At 72.8% G+C, this 21,397-nt stretch carries 20 protein-coding genes; 7 read left to right on the forward strand and 13 right to left on the reverse strand.

From position 1 onward, the window contains the following. Positions 1 to 21 precede the first annotated feature (21 nt). The 11 genes from HB370_RS10670 to HB370_RS10720 all read right to left on the reverse strand — a co-directional run bounded on the left by HB370_RS10670 (position 22) and on the right by HB370_RS10720 (position 11,242). Positions 22 to 801, reverse strand: coding sequence for a rhamnogalacturonan acetylesterase (locus HB370_RS10670; RefSeq protein WP_030792138.1), 780 nt, complete (start codon positions 799 to 801; stop codon positions 22 to 24). A 104-nt stretch (positions 802 to 905) separates the two neighbouring features. Beyond that, on the reverse strand, positions 906 to 2,240 hold the full coding sequence (locus HB370_RS10675; protein ID WP_030792141.1) for a sugar ABC transporter substrate-binding protein: 1,335 nt from the start codon (positions 2,238 to 2,240) through the stop codon (positions 906 to 908). A 68-nt stretch (positions 2,241 to 2,308) separates the two neighbouring features. Then, the gene (locus HB370_RS10680; RefSeq protein ID WP_157855650.1) at positions 2,309 to 2,464 is read right to left on the reverse strand and encodes a hypothetical protein; all 156 of its coding nucleotides are present in this window, start codon (positions 2,462 to 2,464) and stop codon (positions 2,309 to 2,311) included. A gap of 29 nt (positions 2,465 to 2,493) precedes the next feature. Next, positions 2,494 to 3,999, reverse strand: coding sequence for a glycoside hydrolase 43 family protein (locus HB370_RS10685; protein ID WP_030792144.1), 1,506 nt, complete (start codon positions 3,997 to 3,999; stop codon positions 2,494 to 2,496). Beyond that, positions 3,996 to 4,841 carry a PmoA family protein gene (locus HB370_RS10690; protein ID WP_030792147.1) on the reverse strand — a complete coding sequence of 282 codons (846 nt, stop codon included), beginning with the start codon at positions 4,839 to 4,841 and terminating at the stop codon, positions 3,996 to 3,998. Before HB370_RS10690 ends, HB370_RS10685 begins: the two co-directional genes overlap by 4 nt. Beyond that, positions 4,841 to 5,980, reverse strand: coding sequence for a Gfo/Idh/MocA family oxidoreductase (locus HB370_RS10695; RefSeq protein WP_030792150.1), 1,140 nt, complete (start codon positions 5,978 to 5,980; stop codon positions 4,841 to 4,843). Before HB370_RS10695 ends, HB370_RS10690 begins: the two co-directional genes overlap by 1 nt. Before the next feature lie 70 nt (positions 5,981 to 6,050). Beyond that, positions 6,051 to 6,935 (reverse strand): carbohydrate ABC transporter permease, encoded by an 885-nt coding sequence (locus HB370_RS10700; RefSeq protein ID WP_030792153.1) that lies wholly within the window; start codon positions 6,933 to 6,935, stop codon positions 6,051 to 6,053. Continuing rightward, positions 6,932 to 7,867 carry a sugar ABC transporter permease gene (locus tag HB370_RS10705; protein WP_030792156.1) on the reverse strand — a complete coding sequence of 312 codons (936 nt, stop codon included), beginning with the start codon at positions 7,865 to 7,867 and terminating at the stop codon, positions 6,932 to 6,934. Before HB370_RS10705 ends, HB370_RS10700 begins: the two co-directional genes overlap by 4 nt. Positions 7,868 to 7,947: 80 nt before the next feature. Beyond that, positions 7,948 to 9,681: an L-arabinonate dehydratase gene (araD, locus tag HB370_RS10710; protein ID WP_030792159.1), complete on the reverse strand. Its 1,734-nt coding sequence runs from the start codon at positions 9,679 to 9,681 to the stop codon at positions 7,948 to 7,950. Further along, positions 9,678 to 10,589, reverse strand: a complete 912-nt coding sequence (locus HB370_RS10715; RefSeq protein WP_030792163.1) for a dihydrodipicolinate synthase family protein — start codon at positions 10,587 to 10,589, stop codon at positions 9,678 to 9,680. Before HB370_RS10715 ends, araD begins: the two co-directional genes overlap by 4 nt. Further along, a complete protein-coding gene (locus tag HB370_RS10720) occupies positions 10,586 to 11,242 on the reverse strand; it encodes a GntR family transcriptional regulator (protein ID WP_030792167.1) in 657 nt (218 codons plus the stop codon). Before HB370_RS10720 ends, HB370_RS10715 begins: the two co-directional genes overlap by 4 nt. 285 nt (positions 11,243 to 11,527) lie before the next feature. On the opposite strand from HB370_RS10720, the gene HB370_RS10725 reads away from it, so the two are divergent. Continuing rightward, positions 11,528 to 12,748, forward strand: a complete 1,221-nt coding sequence (locus tag HB370_RS10725) for an MFS transporter (protein ID WP_030792170.1) — start codon at positions 11,528 to 11,530, stop codon at positions 12,746 to 12,748. Positions 12,749 to 12,955: 207 nt separating this feature from the next. On the opposite strand, the gene HB370_RS10730 is transcribed toward HB370_RS10725, so the two are convergent. After that, positions 12,956 to 14,119 carry a hypothetical protein gene (locus tag HB370_RS10730; RefSeq protein ID WP_030792173.1) on the reverse strand — a complete coding sequence of 388 codons (1,164 nt, stop codon included), beginning with the start codon at positions 14,117 to 14,119 and terminating at the stop codon, positions 12,956 to 12,958. Beyond that, complete coding sequence (locus HB370_RS10735; RefSeq protein WP_030792176.1) at positions 14,116 to 15,057, reverse strand: 5-dehydro-4-deoxyglucarate dehydratase; 942 nt, start codon at positions 15,055 to 15,057, stop codon at positions 14,116 to 14,118. The genes HB370_RS10730 and HB370_RS10735 overlap by 4 nt, the downstream gene beginning before the upstream one ends. 240 nt (positions 15,058 to 15,297) lie before the next feature. Between HB370_RS10735 and HB370_RS10740 the strand changes: the two genes are divergently transcribed. The 6 genes from HB370_RS10740 to HB370_RS10765 all read left to right on the forward strand — a co-directional run bounded on the left by HB370_RS10740 (position 15,298) and on the right by HB370_RS10765 (position 21,366). Next, positions 15,298 to 16,107, forward strand: a complete 810-nt coding sequence (locus HB370_RS10740) for an NAD(P)-dependent oxidoreductase (protein ID WP_030792178.1) — start codon at positions 15,298 to 15,300, stop codon at positions 16,105 to 16,107. 285 nt (positions 16,108 to 16,392) lie between these two features. Then, entirely contained in the window at positions 16,393 to 17,163 is a 771-nt protein-coding gene (locus tag HB370_RS10745; RefSeq protein WP_030792180.1) for a DeoR/GlpR family DNA-binding transcription regulator, read from the forward strand. Positions 17,164 to 17,259: 96 nt separating this feature from the next. After that, positions 17,260 to 18,627, forward strand: coding sequence for a sugar ABC transporter substrate-binding protein (locus HB370_RS10750; RefSeq protein ID WP_030792182.1), 1,368 nt, complete (start codon positions 17,260 to 17,262; stop codon positions 18,625 to 18,627). Next, a complete protein-coding gene (locus tag HB370_RS10755) occupies positions 18,624 to 19,559 on the forward strand; it encodes a sugar ABC transporter permease (protein WP_030792184.1) in 936 nt (311 codons plus the stop codon). The genes HB370_RS10750 and HB370_RS10755 overlap by 4 nt, the downstream gene beginning before the upstream one ends. Continuing rightward, entirely contained in the window at positions 19,556 to 20,380 is an 825-nt protein-coding gene (locus HB370_RS10760; RefSeq protein WP_030792185.1) for a carbohydrate ABC transporter permease, read from the forward strand. Before HB370_RS10755 ends, HB370_RS10760 begins: the two co-directional genes overlap by 4 nt. Next, positions 20,377 to 21,366 (forward strand): zinc-dependent alcohol dehydrogenase family protein, encoded by a 990-nt coding sequence (locus HB370_RS10765; protein WP_030792187.1) that lies wholly within the window; start codon positions 20,377 to 20,379, stop codon positions 21,364 to 21,366. Before HB370_RS10760 ends, HB370_RS10765 begins: the two co-directional genes overlap by 4 nt. Positions 21,367 to 21,397 lie beyond the last annotated feature (31 nt).

Raw genomic sequence — 21,397 nt, forward strand, 5'->3', positions numbered from 1 at the left:
CGGTGGCTCCATGAGGGCCGGTCAGGGCGCCGGGGCGGGCGGCCAGGTGATCCAGGACGCCGGGACGTCCTCGTCCAGCCGGCGGACGTCGTGCCGGGCCAGCACCCGGGTGCGCAGCAGCTCGCGCGCCACGAGCCGCGCCACGGCGATGGCACCCGGCGGATTGAAGTGCGTGTTGTCCTGCTCGGTGGCGGTCCAGTTGAAGTAGGTCTTCGTCTCCTCCGCCCCGAGCCGCTGCCACAGCGCGAGCGACAGCGCCTGGATGTCGAGCAGCGGGACCCGCTCCGCCCCGGCGAGCGCCCGCACGGCCGCCGGATAGTCGCCGTGGGTGGGCTGGGCGGTGCCGTCGGCGCCGAACCGGCGGCGCTCCACGGAGGTGGCGAGGACGGGCCGGGCGCCCCGGGAGCGGGCGCCGTCGAGGTACAGCCGCAGATACCGCTGGTACGACGTCCACGGCTCGGTGTAGCGGGTGGGGTCGGTGGCCTTCTCGTCGTTGTGCCCGAACTGGACGACCAGGAGGTCTCCGGGCCGGATCACGGCCAGGACGGCGTCCAGCCGGCCCTCGTCGACGAAGCTCTTCGAACTCCGGCCGTTCACCGCGTGGTTGGCGACCGTAAGTTCCTTGTGGAGGAAGAAGGGCAGGGCCATTCCCCATCCGGTCTCGGGAGCCGCGTCGGCGTATTTCTGAGCGGCCGTGGAATCACCGGCGATATAGAGGGTCCGCGCCTCTTTCCGGGACCGCCCGGCCAAGGGGACGGCGGCGACAGCGGCGGACGTGACCTGCCTGCGGGTAAGGGACACAACCTGCGCCTTTCACATGTGTTTCCGACAAGGGGCGCGGGGAGCCGCGCGGCCGGCCCGTCACCGGGCGGCGGCTCCCCCGCCACCGCGACCACCCCGGAACCTCAGTGGTTCTTCTTCCAGTCCTCCTGCGCCTTGTTGAGCTGATCGGCCAGCAGGTCCAGGAATTCCTTGGCGCTCATCTTGCCGAGCAGCACCTTCTGGAAGTTCGGCTCGTTGTCGGCCTTGGAAATGGTGTTCCAGTCGGGCAGGTAGTACGGCAGCTGCACGATCTTCGTGCCGGCCCCGTCCAGCGCCTCGGCCGCCAGCTTCGCCGGCTCGTTGGCCCGCACCCAGGCGTCCTGCGCGGCCTGAGTGTTGGCCGGCACCGACCCGGCCGACTCGTTCCACTTGCTGTTGGCCTCGTGGGAGGCGGCGAACTCGATGAACTTCCAGGCGGCGGCCTTGTTCTTGCCGGACTTGAACAGGGCGAGCCCGTCGACCGGGTTGGAGACCTGCACCCGGGTCCCGTCGTCCAGGGTCGGGCTGGGAATGCCCCGGAACCTGCCCTTCAGCGCCTTCTCGTGGTCGGCGTAGGAGCCCAGGTTGTGGCTGAGCATCCCGATGGTGCCGGAGTCCCACTGGGCGACCATCTTGGTGAAGTCGTTGTTGACGTCGGCGGACGGGGTGTTCTTCTTGTACAGGCCGGTGTACTTCTCCAGCGCGGCCACGTTCTTCGGGTCGTTGACGGTGGTCTTGTCGCCGTTCCAGAAGGACGTGATCCCGCTCTGGCCGTACATCGCGTCCAGGGCCTGGGCGATGGAGCCCTCGCCGCCGCGGATGGTGTACCCGAAGGCGTTCTTGTCCTTGTCGGTGAGCTTGTCGGCGGCCTTGTAGAACTTCGTCCAGGTGGTCGGCGGCTCCAGCCCGGCCGCCCGGAACAGATCGGTGCGGTACCACAGCGTGCCGTTGTTCGCGGACGTCGGCACGGTGTACGTCCTGCCGTCCCCGCCGGCCGCCTTCACGCTCTCCAGGAACTTGGTGTTGAGCTTGCCGTTGAGCGGACTGTCGGCGAGCCGCTCGTCCAGCGGCTCCAGCGCGCCCTGCGCGGCGACCTCGGCCAGCATCGCCGTGCCGACGCCGCCGACGTCCGGCAGGCCGCCGCCCTGGATGGCGGTGTCGTACTTGGACTGCGCGCTCGCGGCGGGCACACCGACGTACTTGACCTTGATGTCGGGGTACTTGTGCTCGAAGTCGGCGATGATCTGCTTCCAGACGTCGGTGCGGACACCGCCGTTGTTGTCCCAGAAGGTGATCGTGCCCGTGCCGGAGCCCTCGTTCCCCTTCCCGCCCACGCTGCCGCTGCCGTCGTCGCCGCAAGCGGTGGCGGTCAGCGCGAGGGCGGAGCCCAGGGCCACGGCCAGGGCGGCGCGCCTGCTTCTGCGGATGCTGCTCTTCATCGGTCGGCTCTCTTCTGCTGGATCGTGCGGGGACAGGGTGGTGTGGGGGGTGCGAAGTCGTCGGCCGGTCAGCGGCGGGCGAACGGCGCCCGGCCGTCCGTGCCGCGCAGATGGTCGGCGACGGTGTACGACGCCGCGTCCGCGTCGCTCGGCTGCGGCCGGTCGGCGGTGACGGCGAGGACGGCGCCCGGGCGGGGCAAGCGCTTGCCAGGGATGTGCGTCATTGCGGCTCCCAACAGGGCTTCTCGGGCGACTACAGGGGCGTGATCCGGAATCGGGTGAAGGTCGCCGAGCCCGCGTGCCCGGGTCCCTCGGGCGCGACGGCGAACAGGCCGAGCAGGGCGCCGACCCAGCGCCAGGGCGTGGCGGCGAAGACCGGGCCGGAGCCGCGGAAACCGTCCCCGACGTCGTAGGAGAACCGGCAGCGCGCCCCGGGGCCGGCCTCGATCCGCAGCCGTGCCCGGCCTCCGGGCGCCACGCACGGCACCCCGGCGTCGCGCTCCCGCTCGGCGACCGCCTCCCCGAAGCGGTGCACGAGCCGCACCGTGCCGTCGGCCCCGCGCTCCAGCCCGATCCAGCAGAAGGCGTCCCCGAGCACCACCAGTCCCGCGCGGGCGCCCGGCTCGCCGGCGTCCAGCCGCAGCTCGGTCTCGACCGCGCTCGGCAGCCCGGGCAGCCGCTGGGTGAGGACGTTCGGCAGTTTCCGCGGGTCGCGGGCGTCGGCCGAGCGGACGCAGCTCAGCCGCAGCCCGTCCCCGGAGTGCTGGGTGGCCCAGCCGTCGCCGGGGTTGGCGGTCCACTGCCACTGCCGGCCGTACCGGCCGCCGGGGAAGTCGTCGTCGGTGGCGGGCGCGGCGGGCGGCTGCGCCGGCAGCGCGGGCCTGCGGTGTACGGCGACGGGTGCGCCCTCGTCCCCCAGCACCGGCCAGCCGTCCCTCCCCCAGCGCATCGGCTGGAGGTGGACCACCCTGCCGTAGGGGCCGCGCTGCTGGAAGTGCAGGAACCAGTCCTCGCCGGCCGCGGTGCGCACCCAGCCGCCCTGGTGGGGGCCGTTGACGTCGGTGTCCTTCTGCTCCAGCACGATCCGCTCCTCGTACGGTCCGAAGAACCCGCGCGAGCGGAACGCCCCCTGCCAGCCGGTCTCCACGCCACCGGCGGGGGCGAGGATCCAGAACCAGCCGTCGTGCCGGTAGAGCTTGGGCCCCTCGAGGGTGAACCAGCCGGGGATGCGGTCGCCGTCGACGATCACCTTGCCCTCGTCGAGCAGCGAGGTGGCGTCGGGGTGCATCCGGTGGCCGGTGAGGCGGTTCTTGACGCCGGAGCGGGACCTGGCCCAGGCGTGCACGAGGTACGCCTCGCCGGTCTCGTCGTCCCACAGCGGGCACGGGTCGATCAGGCCCTTGCCCGCCTTCACCAGGTGCGGCCGGGTCCACGGGCCCCTGATCTCGGGGGCGTTGACCTGGAAGACGCCCTGGTCGGGGTCGCCCCAGAAGATCCAGAACCGGTCGTCGTGATGCCGGATGGACGGCGCCCAGACCCCGCAGTCGTGCCGGGGCAGGGCGAACTCCTCCTCCGGTTCCAGGCGTTCCAGGGCGTGTCCGACGAGGGTCCAGTCGACCAGGTTCCGGGAGTGCAGCAGGGGCAGTCCGGGGGCGCGGCCGAAGCTGGAGGCGGTGAGGTAGAAGTCGTCGCCGACGCGGACCACGTCCGGGTCGGACCAGTCGGCGTTCAGCACCGGGTTGCGGTAGGTCCCGTTCACTGGGCCACCGCCTTGCGGACCAGGGCGGCCAGCTCGTCGCGGGCCGGGCGGCCGTCGGCGACGACGGTGACGATCCGGCGCACCACGGTCTCGCCGGGCGCGACGGTCAGCCGCTCGGTGTGCGCCAGGGAGGAGCCCACTCCGGGGTACTCGGCGGCCCGGACGAACCAGGGGTCGCGGCGGGTGTCCCCGGTGGCCCCGGCGAACGCCAGCGTCCAGCCGGCGCCGGCCAGCGCGAGCCAGACGGCGCGGGTGCCGTGCACTTCGGTCTCGCCCTCCCGGTCGGCGGTGAAGACCTCCGGGGGCCGGGACTCCTTGCGGGCCCGCCAGAAGAAGCCGCCGTAGGCCGCGCCGGCCCGCCCGTTGGTGGCGGGGCTGCCGAGGGACAGCGGGCCGGGGGTGACGTTGGTGAGGGAGAAGGTGAAGTCCAGCGCCCAGGCGGCCTCGGTGAGCCCGGTGGCCGCGACCGTGCGCCGCTCCCGCAGCAACTCGGTGCCTCCGGCGGCCCAGCGCAGCTCCTCCACGAAGCCGTCCGGGTCGCACAGCTGGAAACCGGTGTGCCGCTGGACGCCGTGGTTGTCCAGCTCGGTCGGGCCCTGGTCGCGCACGAAGGTGCGGCCGCCCCAGAAGTTGTGCCCCTCGACGTCGGGAACGGCGACACCGACGCCGAGGTGGTGCGCGTGGTCGGCGGGGCCGACCTCGGTGACCGGGGTGCCGGCCAGGGTGGTGACGGGGTGCAGATAGGGGCGCGGGGCGAGCCGGGCGGGCAGGTCGGGCCGGGTGACATAGCGGCCGACCGGGCGGCCCGCGGCCCGCAGGACCAGGCTGTCGTGGGATGTCATCAGGTGCTCACCTCGTTCGGCAGGGCCCAGGAGGCGCCCAGTTCGGAGTAGAGGGCGAGGGTGTCCGCCGCCGCCGCGACCAGGCCCTCCACGCCGGGCACGATCCGGCGCCGTTCCTCCGGCAGCGGCCGCCAGGCGGTGTCCGGCAGGGGTGCCGGGTCGGGGGCGGTGCGGATCGCCTCGACGACCCGCATGAAGGCGCCGGTGTCGTCCGGCGGGACCAGCAGCGCGGTGCCGTGCTCCAGGTGGCCGGCCAGGTTCTCCAGCAGGTCCGTGCGGCCGTACCCGGTCTCCTCGGGGCCGCGCCCGGAGCGCTGGAGCAGCACCCGGTCCTGCTTGTACCAGAAGGTGATCCGGCCGCGGTCGCCGTGCACCAGCACATACGGCTCCCCGGGGTGCTCGGCGCACAGGGTCGCGGCGACCGTGACCGGTCCGCGCGGAGTGTGCACGCGGACGCAGGAGGTGTCGTCGGACTCGATGGCGTTGGCGCGCAGCAGCTCGGTCTCGATGCCGGTGACGTCCTCGGCGCGGGTGGTGCCGAGCAGGGCCAGGCTGGTGGCGACGGCGTGCGCGAGGGGGTTGGTGAGCACCCCGTCGACCACGTCGGCGCCGTCCAGCCGCCGCCGGCCCGCCCAGGGGGCCCGCCGGTAGTAGGCCTCGTCCCGGGCCCAGGCCCCGGCGGCGCCGACCCCCTTGACCGTGCCGATGGCGCCCTCGGCGATCAGGCGCCGGATCGCGGGCACCGCGTGCGAGCCGAGCGACTGGAACCCGATCTGGCAGGCCACCCGGGCCCGGGCGACCCCGTCGGCCATGCGGCGGAACTCGGCGTAGGAGGGCGCGGGCGGCTTCTCCAGCAGCAGGTGTACGCCCCGCGCGGCGGCGGTGAGGGCGAGTTCGGTGTGGGTCGGGATGGGCGTGCAGATCACGGCGATCCGCGCGCCGGTGGCGTCCAGGAGCGTCCCGAGGTCGGCGGACTGCTCCGGTGTGCCCAGGCCGTCCGGGATCTCCGCCCCGGTGAGCGGGGTCAGTTCGCAGATCCCGGCGAGCCGCACCACGCCCCGGGCCTGGAGCCGGCGGATGTTGTCCAGGTGCCAGCGGCCGTGACCGCGGGCGCCCGCGAGGACGACGGGTACGGTCACCGGATCCTCCCCGCGCCCGCGCCGCGCGCCGGGCCGGCCAGGGCCGCCGCAGGAAGCAGGTGCCGCGGTCTCATCCCTTCACCGCCCCCGCGCTGAAGCCGGTGATTAGCCACTTCTGGATGAAGGCGAACACGATCACCACGGGCACGGCCGCGATGATGCCGCCCGCCGCCAGGGCGCCCAGGTCGACGCTGTCGGCGCTCATCAGGGTGTTCAGGCCGACCGGGATGGTCTGCTTGCCCTGGTCGGAGAGGAACATCAGGGCGAACAGGAAGTGGTTCCAGGCGTGCACGAAGGCGAAGGAGCCGACGGCGATCAGACCGGGCCGCAGCAGCGGCAGCACCACGATCCGGAAGCCGGTCAGGCGGTTGCAGCCGTCCACCCAGGCGGCCTCCTCCAGGGAGTAGGGCACGTTCCGGATGAACCCGCTGATCAGGATCATCGACAGCGGCAGCTGGAAGACGGTCTCGGCGATGACCACGCTGCCCAGCGAGTTGATCAGCCGCAGGTTGGCGAAGATCTGGAACAGCGGCACCAGCAGCAGCGCGCCGGGGACGAACTGCGAACACAGCAGGGCCAGCATGAAGCCGCGCTTGAGCCGGAAGTCGAAGCGGGCCAGCGCGTAGCCGCCGGCCAGCGCGACGACGGTGGTCAGCACGAGGGTGGCCAGGCCGACGTAGACGCTGTTGGTGAAGTAGGTGCCGAAGCTGCGTTCGGTCCACACCTTCTCGAAGTGCTCGAAGGTCATCGGCCAGGGCACCAGGGAGGTGGAGCCGGCCGGGCGGAGCGCGAAGAGCAGGATCCAGTAGAAGGGGATCAGGGTGAACAGCAGGTAGACGGTCAGCGGGACGTAGATCTGCCAGCGCGGGACCTCGTCCCAGGCGCGGCGCTTTCCGCCGGGCCGGGCGGGCTCGGCCGCCACGCGCTCGGGAGCGGGAGCGATCTCGGTGATCACCTGGACTCACCTCCGAACTTGCTCAGCCGCAGATAGACGATCGAGCAGAAGAGCAGGATCACGAACGCCACCGTGGTGAGGGCGGAGGCGTAGCCGAAGTTGTGGGCGTCGACGGACGTGTTGGCGATGTACAGCGGCAGGGTGGTGGTCTCGCCGGCCGGGCCGCCGCCGGTCAGGGTGTAGAGCAGGTCGACGTTGTTGAACTCCCACACCGCGCGCAGCAGCGTGGACAGGACGATGGCGTCCTTCAGGTGGGGCAGGGTGATGTGCCAGAACTGCTTGAGCCGGCTCGCCCCGTCGACCTCGGCGGCCTCGTACAGGTCCTTGGAGACGGACTGGAGGTCGGCGAGGATGAGGATCGCGAAGAACGGCACCCCGCGCCACAGGTCGGCGACCACGGTCGCCGGGAACACCGTGGAGGTGTCCGACAGCCAGCTGGTGCCGTACGAGCCCAGTCCCGCGTCGGCGAGGTAACGGCTGATGCCGGTCTGGGAGTTGTAGAGCAGCACCCAGATCGCGGAGGTCAGCACGCCGGAGACGGCCCAGGGGGAGAAGACGAGCGCGCGGCCCACCGCCCGGCCCACGAAGGTCTGGTTGACGATCAGGGCCAGGGCGAGCCCGAACAGCAGCTGCAACGCGACTTCCACCACGACCCACTTGGCGCTGAAGGTCAGGGTGTCCCAGAACTGCGGGTCGTGGGCGAAGGCCTGGGTGAAGTTGTCCAGGCCCGCGAATCCGTTCCGCCAGGGCTTGGTGGGGTTGTAGTTCTGCAGGCTGTAGTAGAAGACACTGAGCACCGGGTAGGCGATGAAACCCAGCATGAGCAGGGCCGCCGGGGCGATCAGCAGATACGGCAGCCTGCGCGGGGTGGCGGAGGCACGGCGCCGCCTCGGTGGCGCGGGCGGCTTCGCCACGGCTGCGGCTTGGGCCATGACTGTTCTCCGTTCTCGGTGAAGCGCTTTCCGATCGATGTTCGAGATCTCGACCGCAGGGGGCCGTGATCGTGTGCGGTTCAGCCCGCGTAGGGGTCCTGCACCGTGCCCGGCCGGGCGAGGAACTCGAAGTCGCAGCCGGTGTCCGCCTGGGTGATCTGCTCGCTGTAGAGCGCGCCGTAGCCGCGTTCGTAGCGCACGGGCGGCGGGGTCCACTCGGCCCTGCGGCGCTCCAGTTCGGCGTCGTCCACCTCGAGCCGGAGGGTGCGCGCCTCGACGTCGAGCGTGATCAGGTCGCCGGTGCGCACCAGGGCCAGCGGGCCGCCGACGTAGGACTCGGGGGCCACGTGCAGCACGCACGCGCCGTAACTCGTGCCGCTCATCCGGGCGTCGGAGATGCGGACCATGTCCCGCACGCCCTGCTTCAGCAGGTGGTCCGGGATCGGCAGCATGCCGTACTCGGGCATGCCCGGGCCGCCCTTGGGGCCGGCGTTGCGCAGCACCAGGACGCTGTCGGCGGTGATGCCGAGCGCGGGGTCGTTGATGGTGCGCTGCATGGTCTTGTAGTCGTCGAAGACGACGGCCGGGCCGGTGTGCCTGAGCAGGTGCGGCTCGGCGGCGATGTGCTTGATGACCGCGCCGTCCGGGCAGAGGTTGCCGCGCAGCACCGCGACCCCGCCCTCGCTCGCGACCGGATTGTCCCGGGTGCGGATGACGTCGTCGTCGTGGACCCGGGCGCCGGCCAGCTGCTCGCGCAGGGTGTCGTGGGACACCGTCGGCCGCTCCAGGTGGAGCAGGTCGGTGATCCGGGACAGGAAGCCGGGCAGGCCGCCGGCGAAGTGGAAGTCCTCCATCAGGTACTTCCGCCCGCCGGGGCGGACGTTGGCGAGGACCGGGACCGTGCGGGCGATGCGGTCGAAGTCGTCCAGGGTGAGCCGGACCCCGGCCCGGCCGGCCATGGCGATGAGGTGGATCACCGCGTTGGTGGAGCCGCCGAGGCCGAGCACGGTGGTGACGGCGTCCTCGAAGGCATCCCGGGTGAGGACGGCGGACAGCCGGCGGTCGCGGTGGACGAGTTCCACGGCGGTCATGCCCGCCTTCGCCGCCATCCGGTCGTGCCCGGAGTCCACCGCCGGGATGCTGGACGCGCCCGGCACGGTCACCCCCAGCGCCTCGGCCGCCGCGGTGAGCGTGGACGCCGTGCCCATCGTCATGCAGTGGCCCGGCGAGCGGGCCAGGCCGCTCTCCAGCTCGGCCATCTCGCAGTCGCCGATGAGGCCGGCCCGTTTGTCGTCCCAGTACTTCCACATGTCGGTGCCGGAGCCGAGGACCTCGCCGCGCCAGTGGCCCGGGAGCATGGGCCCGGCCGGTACGAACACGGTGGGCAGGTCGGCGGAGGCCGCGCCCATCAGCAGCGCGGGCGTGGACTTGTCGCAGCCGCCCATGAGGACCGCCCCGTCGACCGGGTAGGAGCGCAGCAGCTCCTCGGTCTCCATGGCGAGCATGTTGCGGTAGAGCATGGGGGTCGGCTTCTGGAAGGTCTCGCTGAGCGTGGAGACCGGGAACTCCAGCGGGAAGCCGCCCGCCTGCCACACCCCGCGCTTGACGGCCTGGGCGCGGTCGCGCAGGTGGACGTGGCAGGGGTTGATGTCGGACCAGGTGTTGAGGATGGCGATGACCGGCTTGCCCAGGTGCTCCTCGGGCAGATAGCCGAGCTGGCGGGTGCGGGCGCGGTGGCTGAAGGAGCGCAGCCCGTCGGTGCCGTACCACTGGTGGCTGCGCAGTTCCTCGGGCCGCTTGCGGGGGGCGTTCATATGGACCACCCGGCGGCGATGGCGGCGACCTCGGCGCGCTCGTCCTCGGGCAGCGGTCTGCTGGGCGGGCGGACGTCCCGGCGGCACAGGCCGAGCGCGGCGAGGGCCTCCTTGACGACGGTGACGTTGTTGGCGCTGCCCTGCGCGGCGCGCAGTTCCTCGAAGCGGCGGATCTGCTCCCAGACCTTCATGGCGGCCGGGTAGTCGCCGGCCCGCAGCGCGTCCAGCATGTTCCGGGAGACGGCCGGGGCGACGTTGACGAGCCCGGAGGTGAAGCCGGTGGCGCCCGCGGAGAAGTACGAGGGGGCGTACGGTTCGGCGAGTCCGGCCACCCAGACGAAGCGGTCCAGGCCGGCGTCCCGGGCGAAGGCCGCGAACCGGGCGGCGTCCGGGACGGCGTACTTCACGCCGATGACGTTCGGGCAGTGGTCGGCGAGTTCGGCGAGCCGGGCGCCGGGCAGCCGCTCGTTGCGGATGTAGGGCACGACGCCCAGCTCGGGGACGGCCTCGGCGATGGCGCGGTGGTAGTCGACCCAGCCGGCCGCCGACACGTAGGGGTGCACCGGCTGGTGGACCATGATCATCCGGGCGCCGAGGCTCTCGGCGTGCCGGGCGGAGTCGATCGCGGTGGGCAGGTCGTGGCCCACGCCGGCCAGGATCACGGCGCGGTCGCCGGCCTCGTCCGCGGTGAGCTCGGCGACCAGCCGGCGCTCCTCGGGGGTGAGGGCGTAGAACTCGCCGGTGTTGCCGTTCGGGGTGAGGGTGGTGATGCCGCCGTCGAGCAGACGGCGCAGCAGCGCCCGGTGGGTGGCGGTGTCGACGGTGCCGTCCGCGGCGAACGGGGTCACCGGGATGGCCACCACGTCGGCCAGGGCCGCCCGTTGGGTCTCGAAGGTCACGCTGCTCATTGCTCGCCTTCCGTGGGGAGGGGCTCGGGGAACGCCCGGCGGACGAAGGACGCGATGTGGGCGTGCAGGGCGCCCGCGGCCCCGTCCGCGTCGCCGTCCAGGGCGAGCCGCAGGATCTCGCGGTGCTCGGCGGCCTCCCGCTCCCAGGAGGGGTCGGCGGCCCAGGCCACGGCGGAGACGAGGGCGGCCTGGTCGCGGACCTGGTCCAGCATCCGGGCAAGCAGCGGGTTGCCGCACGGCAGGTACAGGGCGCGGTGGAACTCCCGGTTGGCCAGGGAGCGTTCGGCGGTGTCGGTGGCGTCGTCGGCGCGGGTCAGCGCGTCGCGGGCGGCATCCAGGGAGGCGCCCTTGGTCACGGCCCGGCGCAGGGCCTCCGGCTCCAGCAGCAGCCGTACGTCGTAGACCTCGCGCGCCATGTCCGCGTCCACCATGCGCACCGTGACGCCCTTGTACTGGCTCATCACGACCAGGCCGGTTCCGGCGAGGGTCTTCAGCGCCTCGCGCACCGGGGTCTTGGACACCCCGAACTGCGCGGCCAGTTCCGTCTCGACCAGTGCCTGACCGGGCGTCAGCCGCCCGGTGAGGATGCGGTGTTTGATCGCGTCCAGCACGTATTGCGTGCGGGACGGGATCGGGGTGGGCACAGAGGTCATGCGGCCCTCTCGGATCTCACATATCGCGTCTCATATATGACGTACGAAGTACGACGCGTTGAAGGTAGGAGGGGCCGAATGTTTCGTCAATGCTTCTGACAAAGGAAGTTGCGGCGACTCGGGTCCGGTTCGCGGGGGCACGAGCGGCCCGGTGGCACTCCACGGGGTCCCGCACCGCCTTGGCCCGGCCCCGGCCCCTCCCTACCGGCACCCCCGTCCGCGCCCCCCGATCCCGGGCATCCTCCCGATCCCCGCCCCCCTGCCTTAGGCCCACGATGGGCGGGCATGACGACTTCTCCGACCGTGTTCCGCGTACTGCGGGACCGTGATGCCGGGCTGTATCTGGGGGCCGTGGTGGTGTCCGGGTTCGGCACCTCCTCCCTGTGGCTGGCCTCGGGGGTGTGGGTGAAGGACATGACCGGCTCCGACGCCCTCGCCGCGCTGTGCATGCTCGCGATGTGGGCGCCCTCGCTCGCCGGACCGGCGCTCGGTACGCTCGCCGACCGGGTGCGCCGCAGGCCCCTGCTGATCTGTCTGAACCTGGGCCTCGCCGCGCTGCTCCCGGTGCTCTTCGCCGTCGACTCCCCGGACCGACTGTGGATCCTGTACGCCGTGCTGCTGGTGTACGGCGCCACCGGCACCGTCCATGACGCCGCCGAGTCGGCGCTGGTGACCACCGTGGTCGGCACCGGCCTGCTCGGTGACTTCAACGGACTGCGCATGACGGTCACCGAGGGCATGAAACTCGTCGCCCCGCTGACCGGCGCGGGCCTGTACGCGGCCTGGGGCGGCCCCGCCGTGGCCTGTCTGGACGCGGCCAGCTTCGTGCTCGCCGCCGGGATGTGCGCCCTGCTGCGGGTCCGCGAGGAGCGGCCCGTGCGGTCGGGCGAGGGCTGGTGGCGGGAGACCGCCGAGGGCACCCGCCACCTGTGGGGCCACCCGGCGCTGCGCCCGCTGGTCCTGGCGGGCGGCCTGACGATGCTGTTCACCTCGCTGGCCGGTACGGCGGTGTACGCCGTGGTCGACCGCCTCGGCCACTCCCCCGCCTACCTGGGCGTGCTGTACGCCGCCCAGGGCGCCGGCTCGGTGGCGGCCGGGCTGCTCGCCGGGCCGGCGCTGCGCCGGCTGGGCGCGCGACGGCTCGCGGCGGCCGGGATCGCGCTGACGGCGGTCGCGGCGGCGACGCGGGCGGTGGCGTGGGACCCGGTGGCCCTGGCGTCGAGCGTGGCCGGCGGGCTGGGTCTGCCCTGTGTGCTGATCGCCGCGCTCACCGCCGTGCAGCAGGACACGCCGGAGCCGCTGCTGGGCCGGGCGACGGCGACCGCCAACACGCTGATGTTCACGCCCACGGCGGTCGGGCTGGCCGCCGGGGCCGGTCTGGTGGGACCGGCCGGCCCCGGGCTGCTGCTGCCGCTGTGCGGCCTGGCCCTGCTGGCGACGGCCGTCCCGCTGCGGAAACGGCCGCCCGCCCCGGCGAAGTCCCCGGCCGGCGCGGACCTGACATGAACCCCTTCGGCCCCTCGGTGCGGTCCCCGGCCGGCGTGGACCTCGCGTGAACCCCGTTGGTGCAGGTCCCGGCTTCACAGGAACCCCCTCGGCGAAGCCCACGGCCGGTGCAGCCTCACATGCCTCGCGGTGAAGCCCCCGGCCGGCGCCGGCCTCGCACGAACTCCTCAAAGCCCCTCGCCCGGCGCCGGCCTCGCATGACCCCCCTCAGCGGGCCGCCAGCCCCGCACGCACCGCGGCCAGGTCCTCGTCCGAGGCCAACCCGGCGTGGTACAGCCGTAGTTCGGTGGCGCCCTCGGCACGCGCGCGGGCCGCGTCCGCCGCGAGCGTGCCGGGGCTGCCGCCCATGCCGGTGACGACGGTGAGGTTGGCGGCCAGCACCGTCCCCTGGCGCGCCTCGGCGGCGAACGGCGCCAGCAGGGCCGTACCGCCGGTGCAGGGCACCACGACGCCGTCGGCCACGGACAGGATGTGGGCCGGGTCGACGCCCGCGTTGGCGCCGCAGTGGTAGGAGACCGGGTCGGCGTGCAGCAGCACCCGGAAGCCGCGTGGCGCGGCGGCGCGTACGGCGGCGACGGCCTCCTCCTGGAGGGTGCGGGCGGTGGTGTCCCGCCACGCGCGCGTGGCCGTCGCCGTCTCCTCGCCGAGCAGCTTCTCCACCGTCGGCCAGCCGGTGTCGTCGGCCGTGCCCCGCCACAGCGGTTCCAGCGCCCGGCGCACGGCCGCGGCCAGCGCGTCGGCGTCCAGACCCTGCTCGCCGTACCCGGCCCGGCAGGACGGGCAGAAGCACAGGGACATCAGGTACTGCCCGGCCTCCCCGAGGGACACGCCGGCGGTCTTGTCGTGGGCGTGCAGGTGCTGGAGCCCGTACCAGCCGAGGGACTCCAGTTCGGTGCCCCGCGCGCCGGGGCGTACGGCGGCCTCGGCGGCCAGGTCGGTCAGGTACGCGCGCGTGCCGGGCTGGGCGATGCAGGGCGCCCACGGGTAGCGGTCGCCGTAGGCGTTGACGACGGAGGTGTCGGGGTGTTCGGCGCCCATGCGGGAGTTGTGGGCGAGGACGACCCAGGTGTGCACCTCCAGCCCGGCCGCGGCGAGTGCCTCGGCGGCCTCGGCGAAGGCGTTGCCGGGGGCCCAGCAGCCGGCCGGGTAGGGCCGCAGACCTCTGCCCGCCCAGCGGTCGCCGGGCGGGTAGAGGACGGCCGCGTACTCGGCGGTGACGACGCGCTGCCGGGGGTGGCGGGGGGTCAGCGCGCGGGTGGAGTGGTAGGCGGCGGCGAGGGTGACCTGCTCGACGCCGAGCCCGGCGATGCGCGCGGGCGCCTCCGGGTCGCCATTGACGTCCCAGGGGTAGACGAACGCCGAGGCCCTCACGCGTCCCCCTCCAGCAGCGCCTGGCCGCGCTCGACGAGCCGGGCGAGCTGTTTGACGTGGTCGTCGGCCGGTTCGTGCAGCGGGGGCCGGACCTCGCCGACGTCCAGGCCGCGCAGCCGTACGCCCGCCTTGACGAGGGAGACGGCGTAGCCGCGGCCCTGGGCGCGCAGGTCGGCGAACGGGCCGTAGAAGCCGTCCAGGAGGCGGTGCGCGACGGTCAGGTCACCGGTGTGCAGGGAGCGGTGGAAGGCGAGGGCGATCTCGGGGGCGAAGCAGAACACCGCGGAGGAGTACAGGGTGATGCCGAGCGCGCGGTAGGCGAGCTGGGTCTGCTCGGCGGTGGGCAGGCCGTTGAAGTACAGGAAGTCGCCGGGGACCTCCGTGCGGACGGCGCTGACCACGCGCTGCATCAGGTCGAGGTCGCCGAGGCCGTCCTTGAGGCCGATGACGCCCTCGGTGCGGGCGAGTTCGACGACGGTCTCCGGGGTGAAGACGGCGTTGTCGCGCTGGTAGACGATCACCGGCAGGGCGGTGGCCGCGGCGACCTCGCGGTAGTGCCGCAGCAGGCCCTCCTGGCCGGCCAGCACCAGGTACGGCGGCATGGCGAGGAGGCCGTCGGCGCCCGCGGCCTCGGCGAGCCGGGCGTAGCGGACGGCGAGGGCAGTGCCGTATCCGGCGCCCGCGACGACCGGGACGCGTCCGTCGGCGGCCTCGACGGCCGCGCGGACGCAGGCCTCGAACTCCTCCGGCAGCAGCGCGTGGAACTCCCCGGTGCCGCAGGCGGCGAAGACGGCGGCGGCACCGGCTTCGACGCCCCGGCGCACATGGGTGCGGTAGGCGTCCAGGTCGAGTGCGCCGCCCGGGCCGTAGGCCGTGACGGGGAAGAAGAGCGGCCCGCGGGGGTCGCGGAGCCGGGCGGCGAGAGGGGCTGGCGTCACAGGCGCTCCCTGTCAGTGCATGTTTCTGATCACTGTCTATATTTCTGAACAGCCTCACGCTAAGGGCCGCAATTGCGGCGGGTCAAGCCGGAGTGCGGGCAACAGAGCAGCGGATTCGCCCGTGGCGGGGCACACTTGACGCGGCACGGCACCCCTCCCTAGCGTGTCCACGCATGTGAACCATGTCCACACATGCGGCCGTTGAGGACACCGGTTCCCGGACCCCAAGGAGATCGAAGGATGCCCGCTCCCCGCACCGTCCTGCTCACCGGCGCCGCCGGCGGGCTCGGCACCCTGATGCGCTCCCTGCTGCCGGCGTACGGCTACACGCTGCGCCTGTTCGACGTACGCCCCATCGAGGGCGAGCCGGACGCCGTCACCGCCGACCTCACCGACAAGGACGCGCTGCGCGAGGCGGTCCGGGGCGTGGACGCCGTACTGCACCTCGCGGGCATCTCCCTGGAGGCACCCTTCGAGAAGATCCTCCGGTCCAACATCGAGGGCACCTACAACCTGTACGAGGCCGCGCGCCGGGAAGGCGTGGCGCGGATCGTCTTCGCCTCCTCCAACCACGCCGTCGGCTTCACCCCGGCCCCGCGCCCGGGCGAGCCGCTCATCCCGGTCGACACCCCGCGCCGCCCGGACACCTTCTACGGCCTGTCGAAGTCCTTTGGCGAGGACCTGGCCCAGCTCTACTGGGACAAGCACGGCCTGGAGACCGTCTCGGTGCGCATCGGCTCCTGCTTCCCGGAACCCACCAGCGTGCGCATGCTCTCGGTGTGGATGAGCCCCGCCGACGGCGCCCGCCTCTTCCACGCGGCGCTGACCGCCGAGGGGGTCGGCCACACGGTGGTCTACGGCTCCTCCGCCAACACCCGCCTGTGGTGGGACCTGAGCAGCGCCCGGGCGCTCGGCTACGACCCCCAGGACGACTCCGAGCCGTACGCGGCCAAGCTCATCGCCGAACAGGGCGAGCTGGACCCGGAGAACCCGGCCCACGGCCACCTCGGCGGGCACTTCGTCAACGACCCGCCCATCTGGCCGTACTGAAACCCCCGCCGGCCGCCGGGTGACCGCCCGGCGGCCGGAAACCGACGTCCACGCGCGCGGGCGGGCACCGAACGGGCCCGCCCGCCGCCGTGTCCGGGCACCCGCGGTGCCCGAACCCACCCGGCGCCGGACGGCCGCGCAGGTCCGCCCCGGACACGCCCCGGGCGAAGCGGGCACAAACGGGCAGCATCGGGCCCGCGACAGACCTGGTCAGCGCCGCGCACCGGCGGTAGAACTTCCCCCATGGGCCCGAACGGGCAACTCCACAGGGAGGTGGGTGACGACATGGGCACGCGGACCGCGGAGGAACGCCGGCGCGAGATCGTGCGGGCCGCCCGCGCCACCGGCTCGGTGGACGTCTCCGCCCTCGCCGCCGAACTCGGCGTGGCCAAGGAGACCATCCGGCGCGATCTGCGCGCGCTGGAGGACCACGGCCTCGTCCGCCGTACCCACGGCGGCGCCTATCCGGTGGAGAGCGCCGGCTTCGAGACGACGCTCGCCTTCCGCGCCACCAGCCGGGTGCCCGAGAAACGCCGGATCGCCGCCGCGGCGGCCGGGCTGCTCGGGGAGGCCGAGACGGTCTTCGTCGACGAGGGCTTCACCCCCCGGCTCATCGCCGAGGCGCTGCCCCGGGACCGGCCGCTGACCGTCGTGACCGCCTCCCTGCCGGTCGCGGGCGCCCTCGCGGAGGCCGACCGGGTGTCCGTGCTGCTGCTGGGCGGCCGGGTCCGCCCGGGCACACTGGCCACCGTCGACCACTGGACGACGAAGATGCTGGCCGGCTTCGTGATCGACCTCGCCTACATCGGGGCCAACGGCATATCCCGCGAGTACGGCCTGACCACCCCCGACCCGGCGGTCAGCGAGGTGAAGGCGCAGGCCGTCCGGGCCGCCCGCCGCACCGTCTTCGCGGGCGTGCACAGCAAGTTCGGCGCGGTCAGCTTCTGCCGGTTCGCGGAGGTCGGCGGGCTGGAGGCGATCGTGACGAGCACCCTGCTGCCGTCCGCCGAGGCCCACCGCTACTCCCTGCTGGGCCCCCAGGTCATCCGGGTCTGACCCACCCGCCCCGCCCTGCCCGCCCTTCCCTGGCCGTGGCACCCCTTCGCACGCCCTTTATCACCCTTTATCCCCCCATCTATCCAGGAGTGATCCATGCGCACCCCGAGCCGACGGAGGCCGCGAGCGGCGCTCGCCGTGGCCGCCGGGACGCTGCTCGCCCCGCTGCTGTCCGGCTGCTGGGCCGGTGCGGGCGGGTCCGGTTCCGGCGGCGACGCCATCAACGTCCTGATGGTCAACAACCCGCAGATGACCGAGTTGCGGAAGCTGACCGCCGCCCACTTCACCCGGGACACCGGCATCAAGGTCAACTTCACGGTCCTGCCGGAGAACGACGTCCGCGACAAGATCAGCCAGGACTTCGCCAACCAGGCCGGCCAGTACGACGTCGCCACCCTGTCCAACTACGAGATACCGATCTACGCCCGCAACGGCTGGCTGCGCGAGATGGACTCGTACGTGGCCAAGGACCCCTCGTACGACGAACCGGACGTCCTGCGCCCCCTGCGCGAGGCCCTCACCGGCGCCGACGGCAAGCTCTACGGGCAGCCCTTCTACGGCGAGTCGTCCTTCCTGATGTACCGCAAGGACGTGTTCGCGGCGAAGGGCCTGACGATGCCCGCCCGCCCCACCTGGCGCCAGGTCGCCGAGCTGGCCGCGAAGGCGGACGGCGCCCGGCCCGGCATGCGGGGCATCTGCCTGCGCGGACTGCCCGGCTGGGGCGAGCTGACGGCACCGCTGACCACCGTCGTGAACACCTTCGGGGGCACCTGGTTCGACAAGGACTTCAAGGCCCGGCTCGACTCGCCCGCCTTCCGGCAGGCGACCGAGTTCTACGTCGGCCTGGTCCGCCGGCACGGCGAGTCCGGCGCCGCCCAGTCCGGCTTCGCCGAGTGCCTGAACAACATGACCCAGGGCAAGACCGCCATGTGGTACGACGCCACCTCCGCGGCCGGCCTGCTGGAGGCGAAGGGCTCCCCGGTACGCGGCAAGCTCGGCTACGCCCCCGCGCCCGTGGAGCGCACCGCCTCCTCCGGCTGGCTCTACACCTGGGCCTGGGGCATCCAGCAGTCCTCCCGCAACCCGGACAAGGCCTGGAAGTTCGTCTCCTGGGCGTCCGGCAAGGGCTACGAACGGCTGGTCGGCGAGACCAGCGGCTGGGCGAACGTCCCGGCGGGCAAACGGGCCTCGACGTACGCGAACGCCGACTACCGGGCGTCCGCCGCCGCCTTCCAGGACATGACCAGGAAGGCCATCGAGAGCAGCCGCCCGGACGACCCCGGCGTCCAGCCGCGCCCCGCGCCCGGCATCCAGTTCGTCGGCATCCCCGAGTTCACCGATCTGGGCACCAAGGTCTCCCAGGAGATCAGCGCGGCCATCGCCGGACGCCAGTCCGTCGCCTCGGCGCTGCGCGAGTCCCAGCGGCTCGCCGAACGGATCTCCGAGGAGTACGAGGGACGATGACCGCGACGACCGCACCCCTGACCCGCACCCCGGTGCGCGCCGCCCGCCGGCCCCCCGCCCGGCTGCGCGCCTGGGCCACCCGGGCCCCGCTGCTGCCCGCCCTGGTCTTCCTGATCGCCGTCACCCAGCTGCCGTTCGTGGCCACGCTGGTGATCTCCTTCTTCGACTGGAACGCCCTGTATCCCAAGGCCCGCCGCTTCACCGGCCTGGACAACTACCGCCAGGTCCTGACCGACGCGGACCTGCGCCACTCGGTGTGGACGACCGTGCTGCTCACCGCGGCGGTGGTGCTGGCCAGCCTGGTCCTGGGACTCCTGCTGGCGCTGCTGCTGGACCGCCGGTTCCGCGGCCGGGGCATCGTGCGCACCCTGCTCATCGCGCCGTTCCTGGTGGTGCCGGTGGCGGCGGCCCTGCTGTGGAAGCATGTGCTCTACAACCCTGAATACGGCTTGTTGAATGGCTTGTCGCACTATGTGGGCGGCCCACAGCCCGACTGGATCTCCCGCACCCCGCTGCTCGCCGTCGAGGTCTCCCTGGTGTGGCAGTGGACGCCGTTCATGATGCTGATCCTGCTGGCCGGGCTGCAGAGCCGGGACCAGCAGCAGATCGAGGCGGCCCGGGTGGACGGCGCGACCGACTGGCAGATCTTCGTCCACCTCACGCTGCCGCACCTGCGCCGCTACCTCGAACTCGGCGCCCTGCTGGGCTCGATCTACATCGTGCAGAACTTCGACGCGGTGTTCACGATCACCTCCGGCGGCCTGGGCACCGCCAACCTGCCCTACACCGTGTACCAGAGCTTCTACCAGGCCCACGAGAACGGCCTGGCCTCCGCCGCCGGGGTCCTGGTGGTCATCGGTTCGCTCGTCCTCGCGACGTTCGCGCTGCGCGTGGTGTCGTCGCTGTTCCGCGAGGAGGTGTCCCGCGCATGAGGACCGTACGCCGCCACGGGCCGGGCCTGCTGGCCTGGTTCGCCGGGATCGTGTTCTTCCTGCCCATCGCCTGGATGGCGCTGACGTCCTTCCACTCCGAGGCGGACGCGGCGACCAACCCGCCGTCCTTCACCGCCGCCCTGACCCTCGACGGCTACCGCGCGTTCTTCGGCAGCGACGGCGGCGCGAGCCCGTGGCCCGCGCTGGCCAACTCGGCGGTGGCCTCGATCGCCTCGACGCTGCTGGTGCTGCTGCTGGCCTTGCCGGCCGCGTACGCGCTGTCGATCCGGCCGGTGCGGAAGTGGACGGACGTGCTGTTCTTCTTCCTGTCGACGAAGATGCTGCCGGCCGTGGCGGGTCTGCTGCCCGTCTACCTCTTCGCCAAGGACGCCGGGCTGCTCGACAACATCTGGCTGCTGGTCGTCCTGTACACCTCCATGAACCTGCCGATCGCGGTGTGGATGATGCAGTCCTTCCTCGCCGAGGTGCCGGTCGCGGTCATCGAGGCGGCCCGGGTGGACGGCGCCCGGCTCCCGGTGGTCCTCACCCGCGTGGTGGCCCCGATCGCCCTGCCCGGCATCGCCGCCACGGCCCTGATCTGCTTCATCTTCAGCTGGAACGAACTGCTCTTCGCCCGGGTCCTGACGGGCGTGGTCGCCGAGACCGCCCCCGTCTTCCTGACCGGCTTCATCACCAGCCAGGGCCTGTTCCTGGCGAAGGTGTGCGCCGCGTCGCTCGTCATCTCCCTGCCGGTGCTCGCCGCGGGGTTCGCCGCCCAGGACAAGCTGGTCCAGGGCCTGTCGTTGGGAGCCGTGAAATGAAGGCCGCCGTCATCGAGTCCGTGGGCCGCGCCGTCGTCACCGAGGTCCCCGACCCGGTGCCAGGACCCCGCGAGGTCGTCGTCGAGGTCGCCGCCTGCGGCCTGTGCGGCACCGACCTGCACATCCTCCAGGGCGAGTTCGCGCCCAAGCTGCCGATCGTGCCCGGGCACGAGTTCGCCGGCGAGGTGGTCGGGGTCGGCACCCAGGTCACCGAACTGTCGCCCGGCGACCGGGTCGCGGTCGACCCCTCCCTGTACTGCCACGAGTGCCGCTACTGCCGTACCGGCCACAACAACCTCTGCGAACGCTGGGCGGCGATCGGCGTGACGACGGCCGGCGGCGCGGCCCGGTACGCCGTCGCTCCCGTGGCGAACTGCGTACGGCTGCCCGAGCACGTGCGCACCGAGGACGCCGCCCTGGTGGAACCCCTGTCCTGCGCGGTACGCGGCTACGACGTGCTGCGCTCCCGCCTCGGCGCGCACGTGCTGATCTACGGCTCCGGGACGATGGGCCTGATGATGCTGGAGCTGGCCAAGCGGACCGGCGCGGCGAGCGTGGACGTGGTCGACGTGAACCCGGCCCGCCTGGAGACCGCCCGCCGGCTCGGCGTCTCGGGCACGGCGGACAGCGCGGACGAACTGGACCGGCCGCAGGGCTGGGACGTGGTCGTGGACGCGACCGGCAACGCGGCGGCGATCCAGGACGGGCTGGGCCGGGTGGCGAAGGCGGGCACCTTCCTCCAGTTCGGCGTGGCGGACTACGCGACCCGGGTGACCATCGACCCGTACCGGATCTACAACCAGGAGATCACGATCACCGGTTCCATGGCGGTGCTGCACAGCTTCGAGCGGGCGGCGGAGCTGTTCGCGAACGGGGTGCTGGACCCGGAGGTCTTCATCAGCGACCGGATCCCGCTGGAGCGCTACCCGCAGGCGCTGGAACAGTTCGCGGCGGGCGTGGGGCGGAAGATCGTGGTGGTGCCGTAGGCCGTCCGGCGGGTTCCGTGGGCCGTTCGGC

It is taken from the genome of Streptomyces sp. DSM 40868 (assembly GCF_011820545.1).
In the GTDB taxonomy this organism is placed as follows: Bacteria; Actinomycetota; Actinomycetes; order Streptomycetales; family Streptomycetaceae; genus Streptomyces; species Streptomyces eurythermus.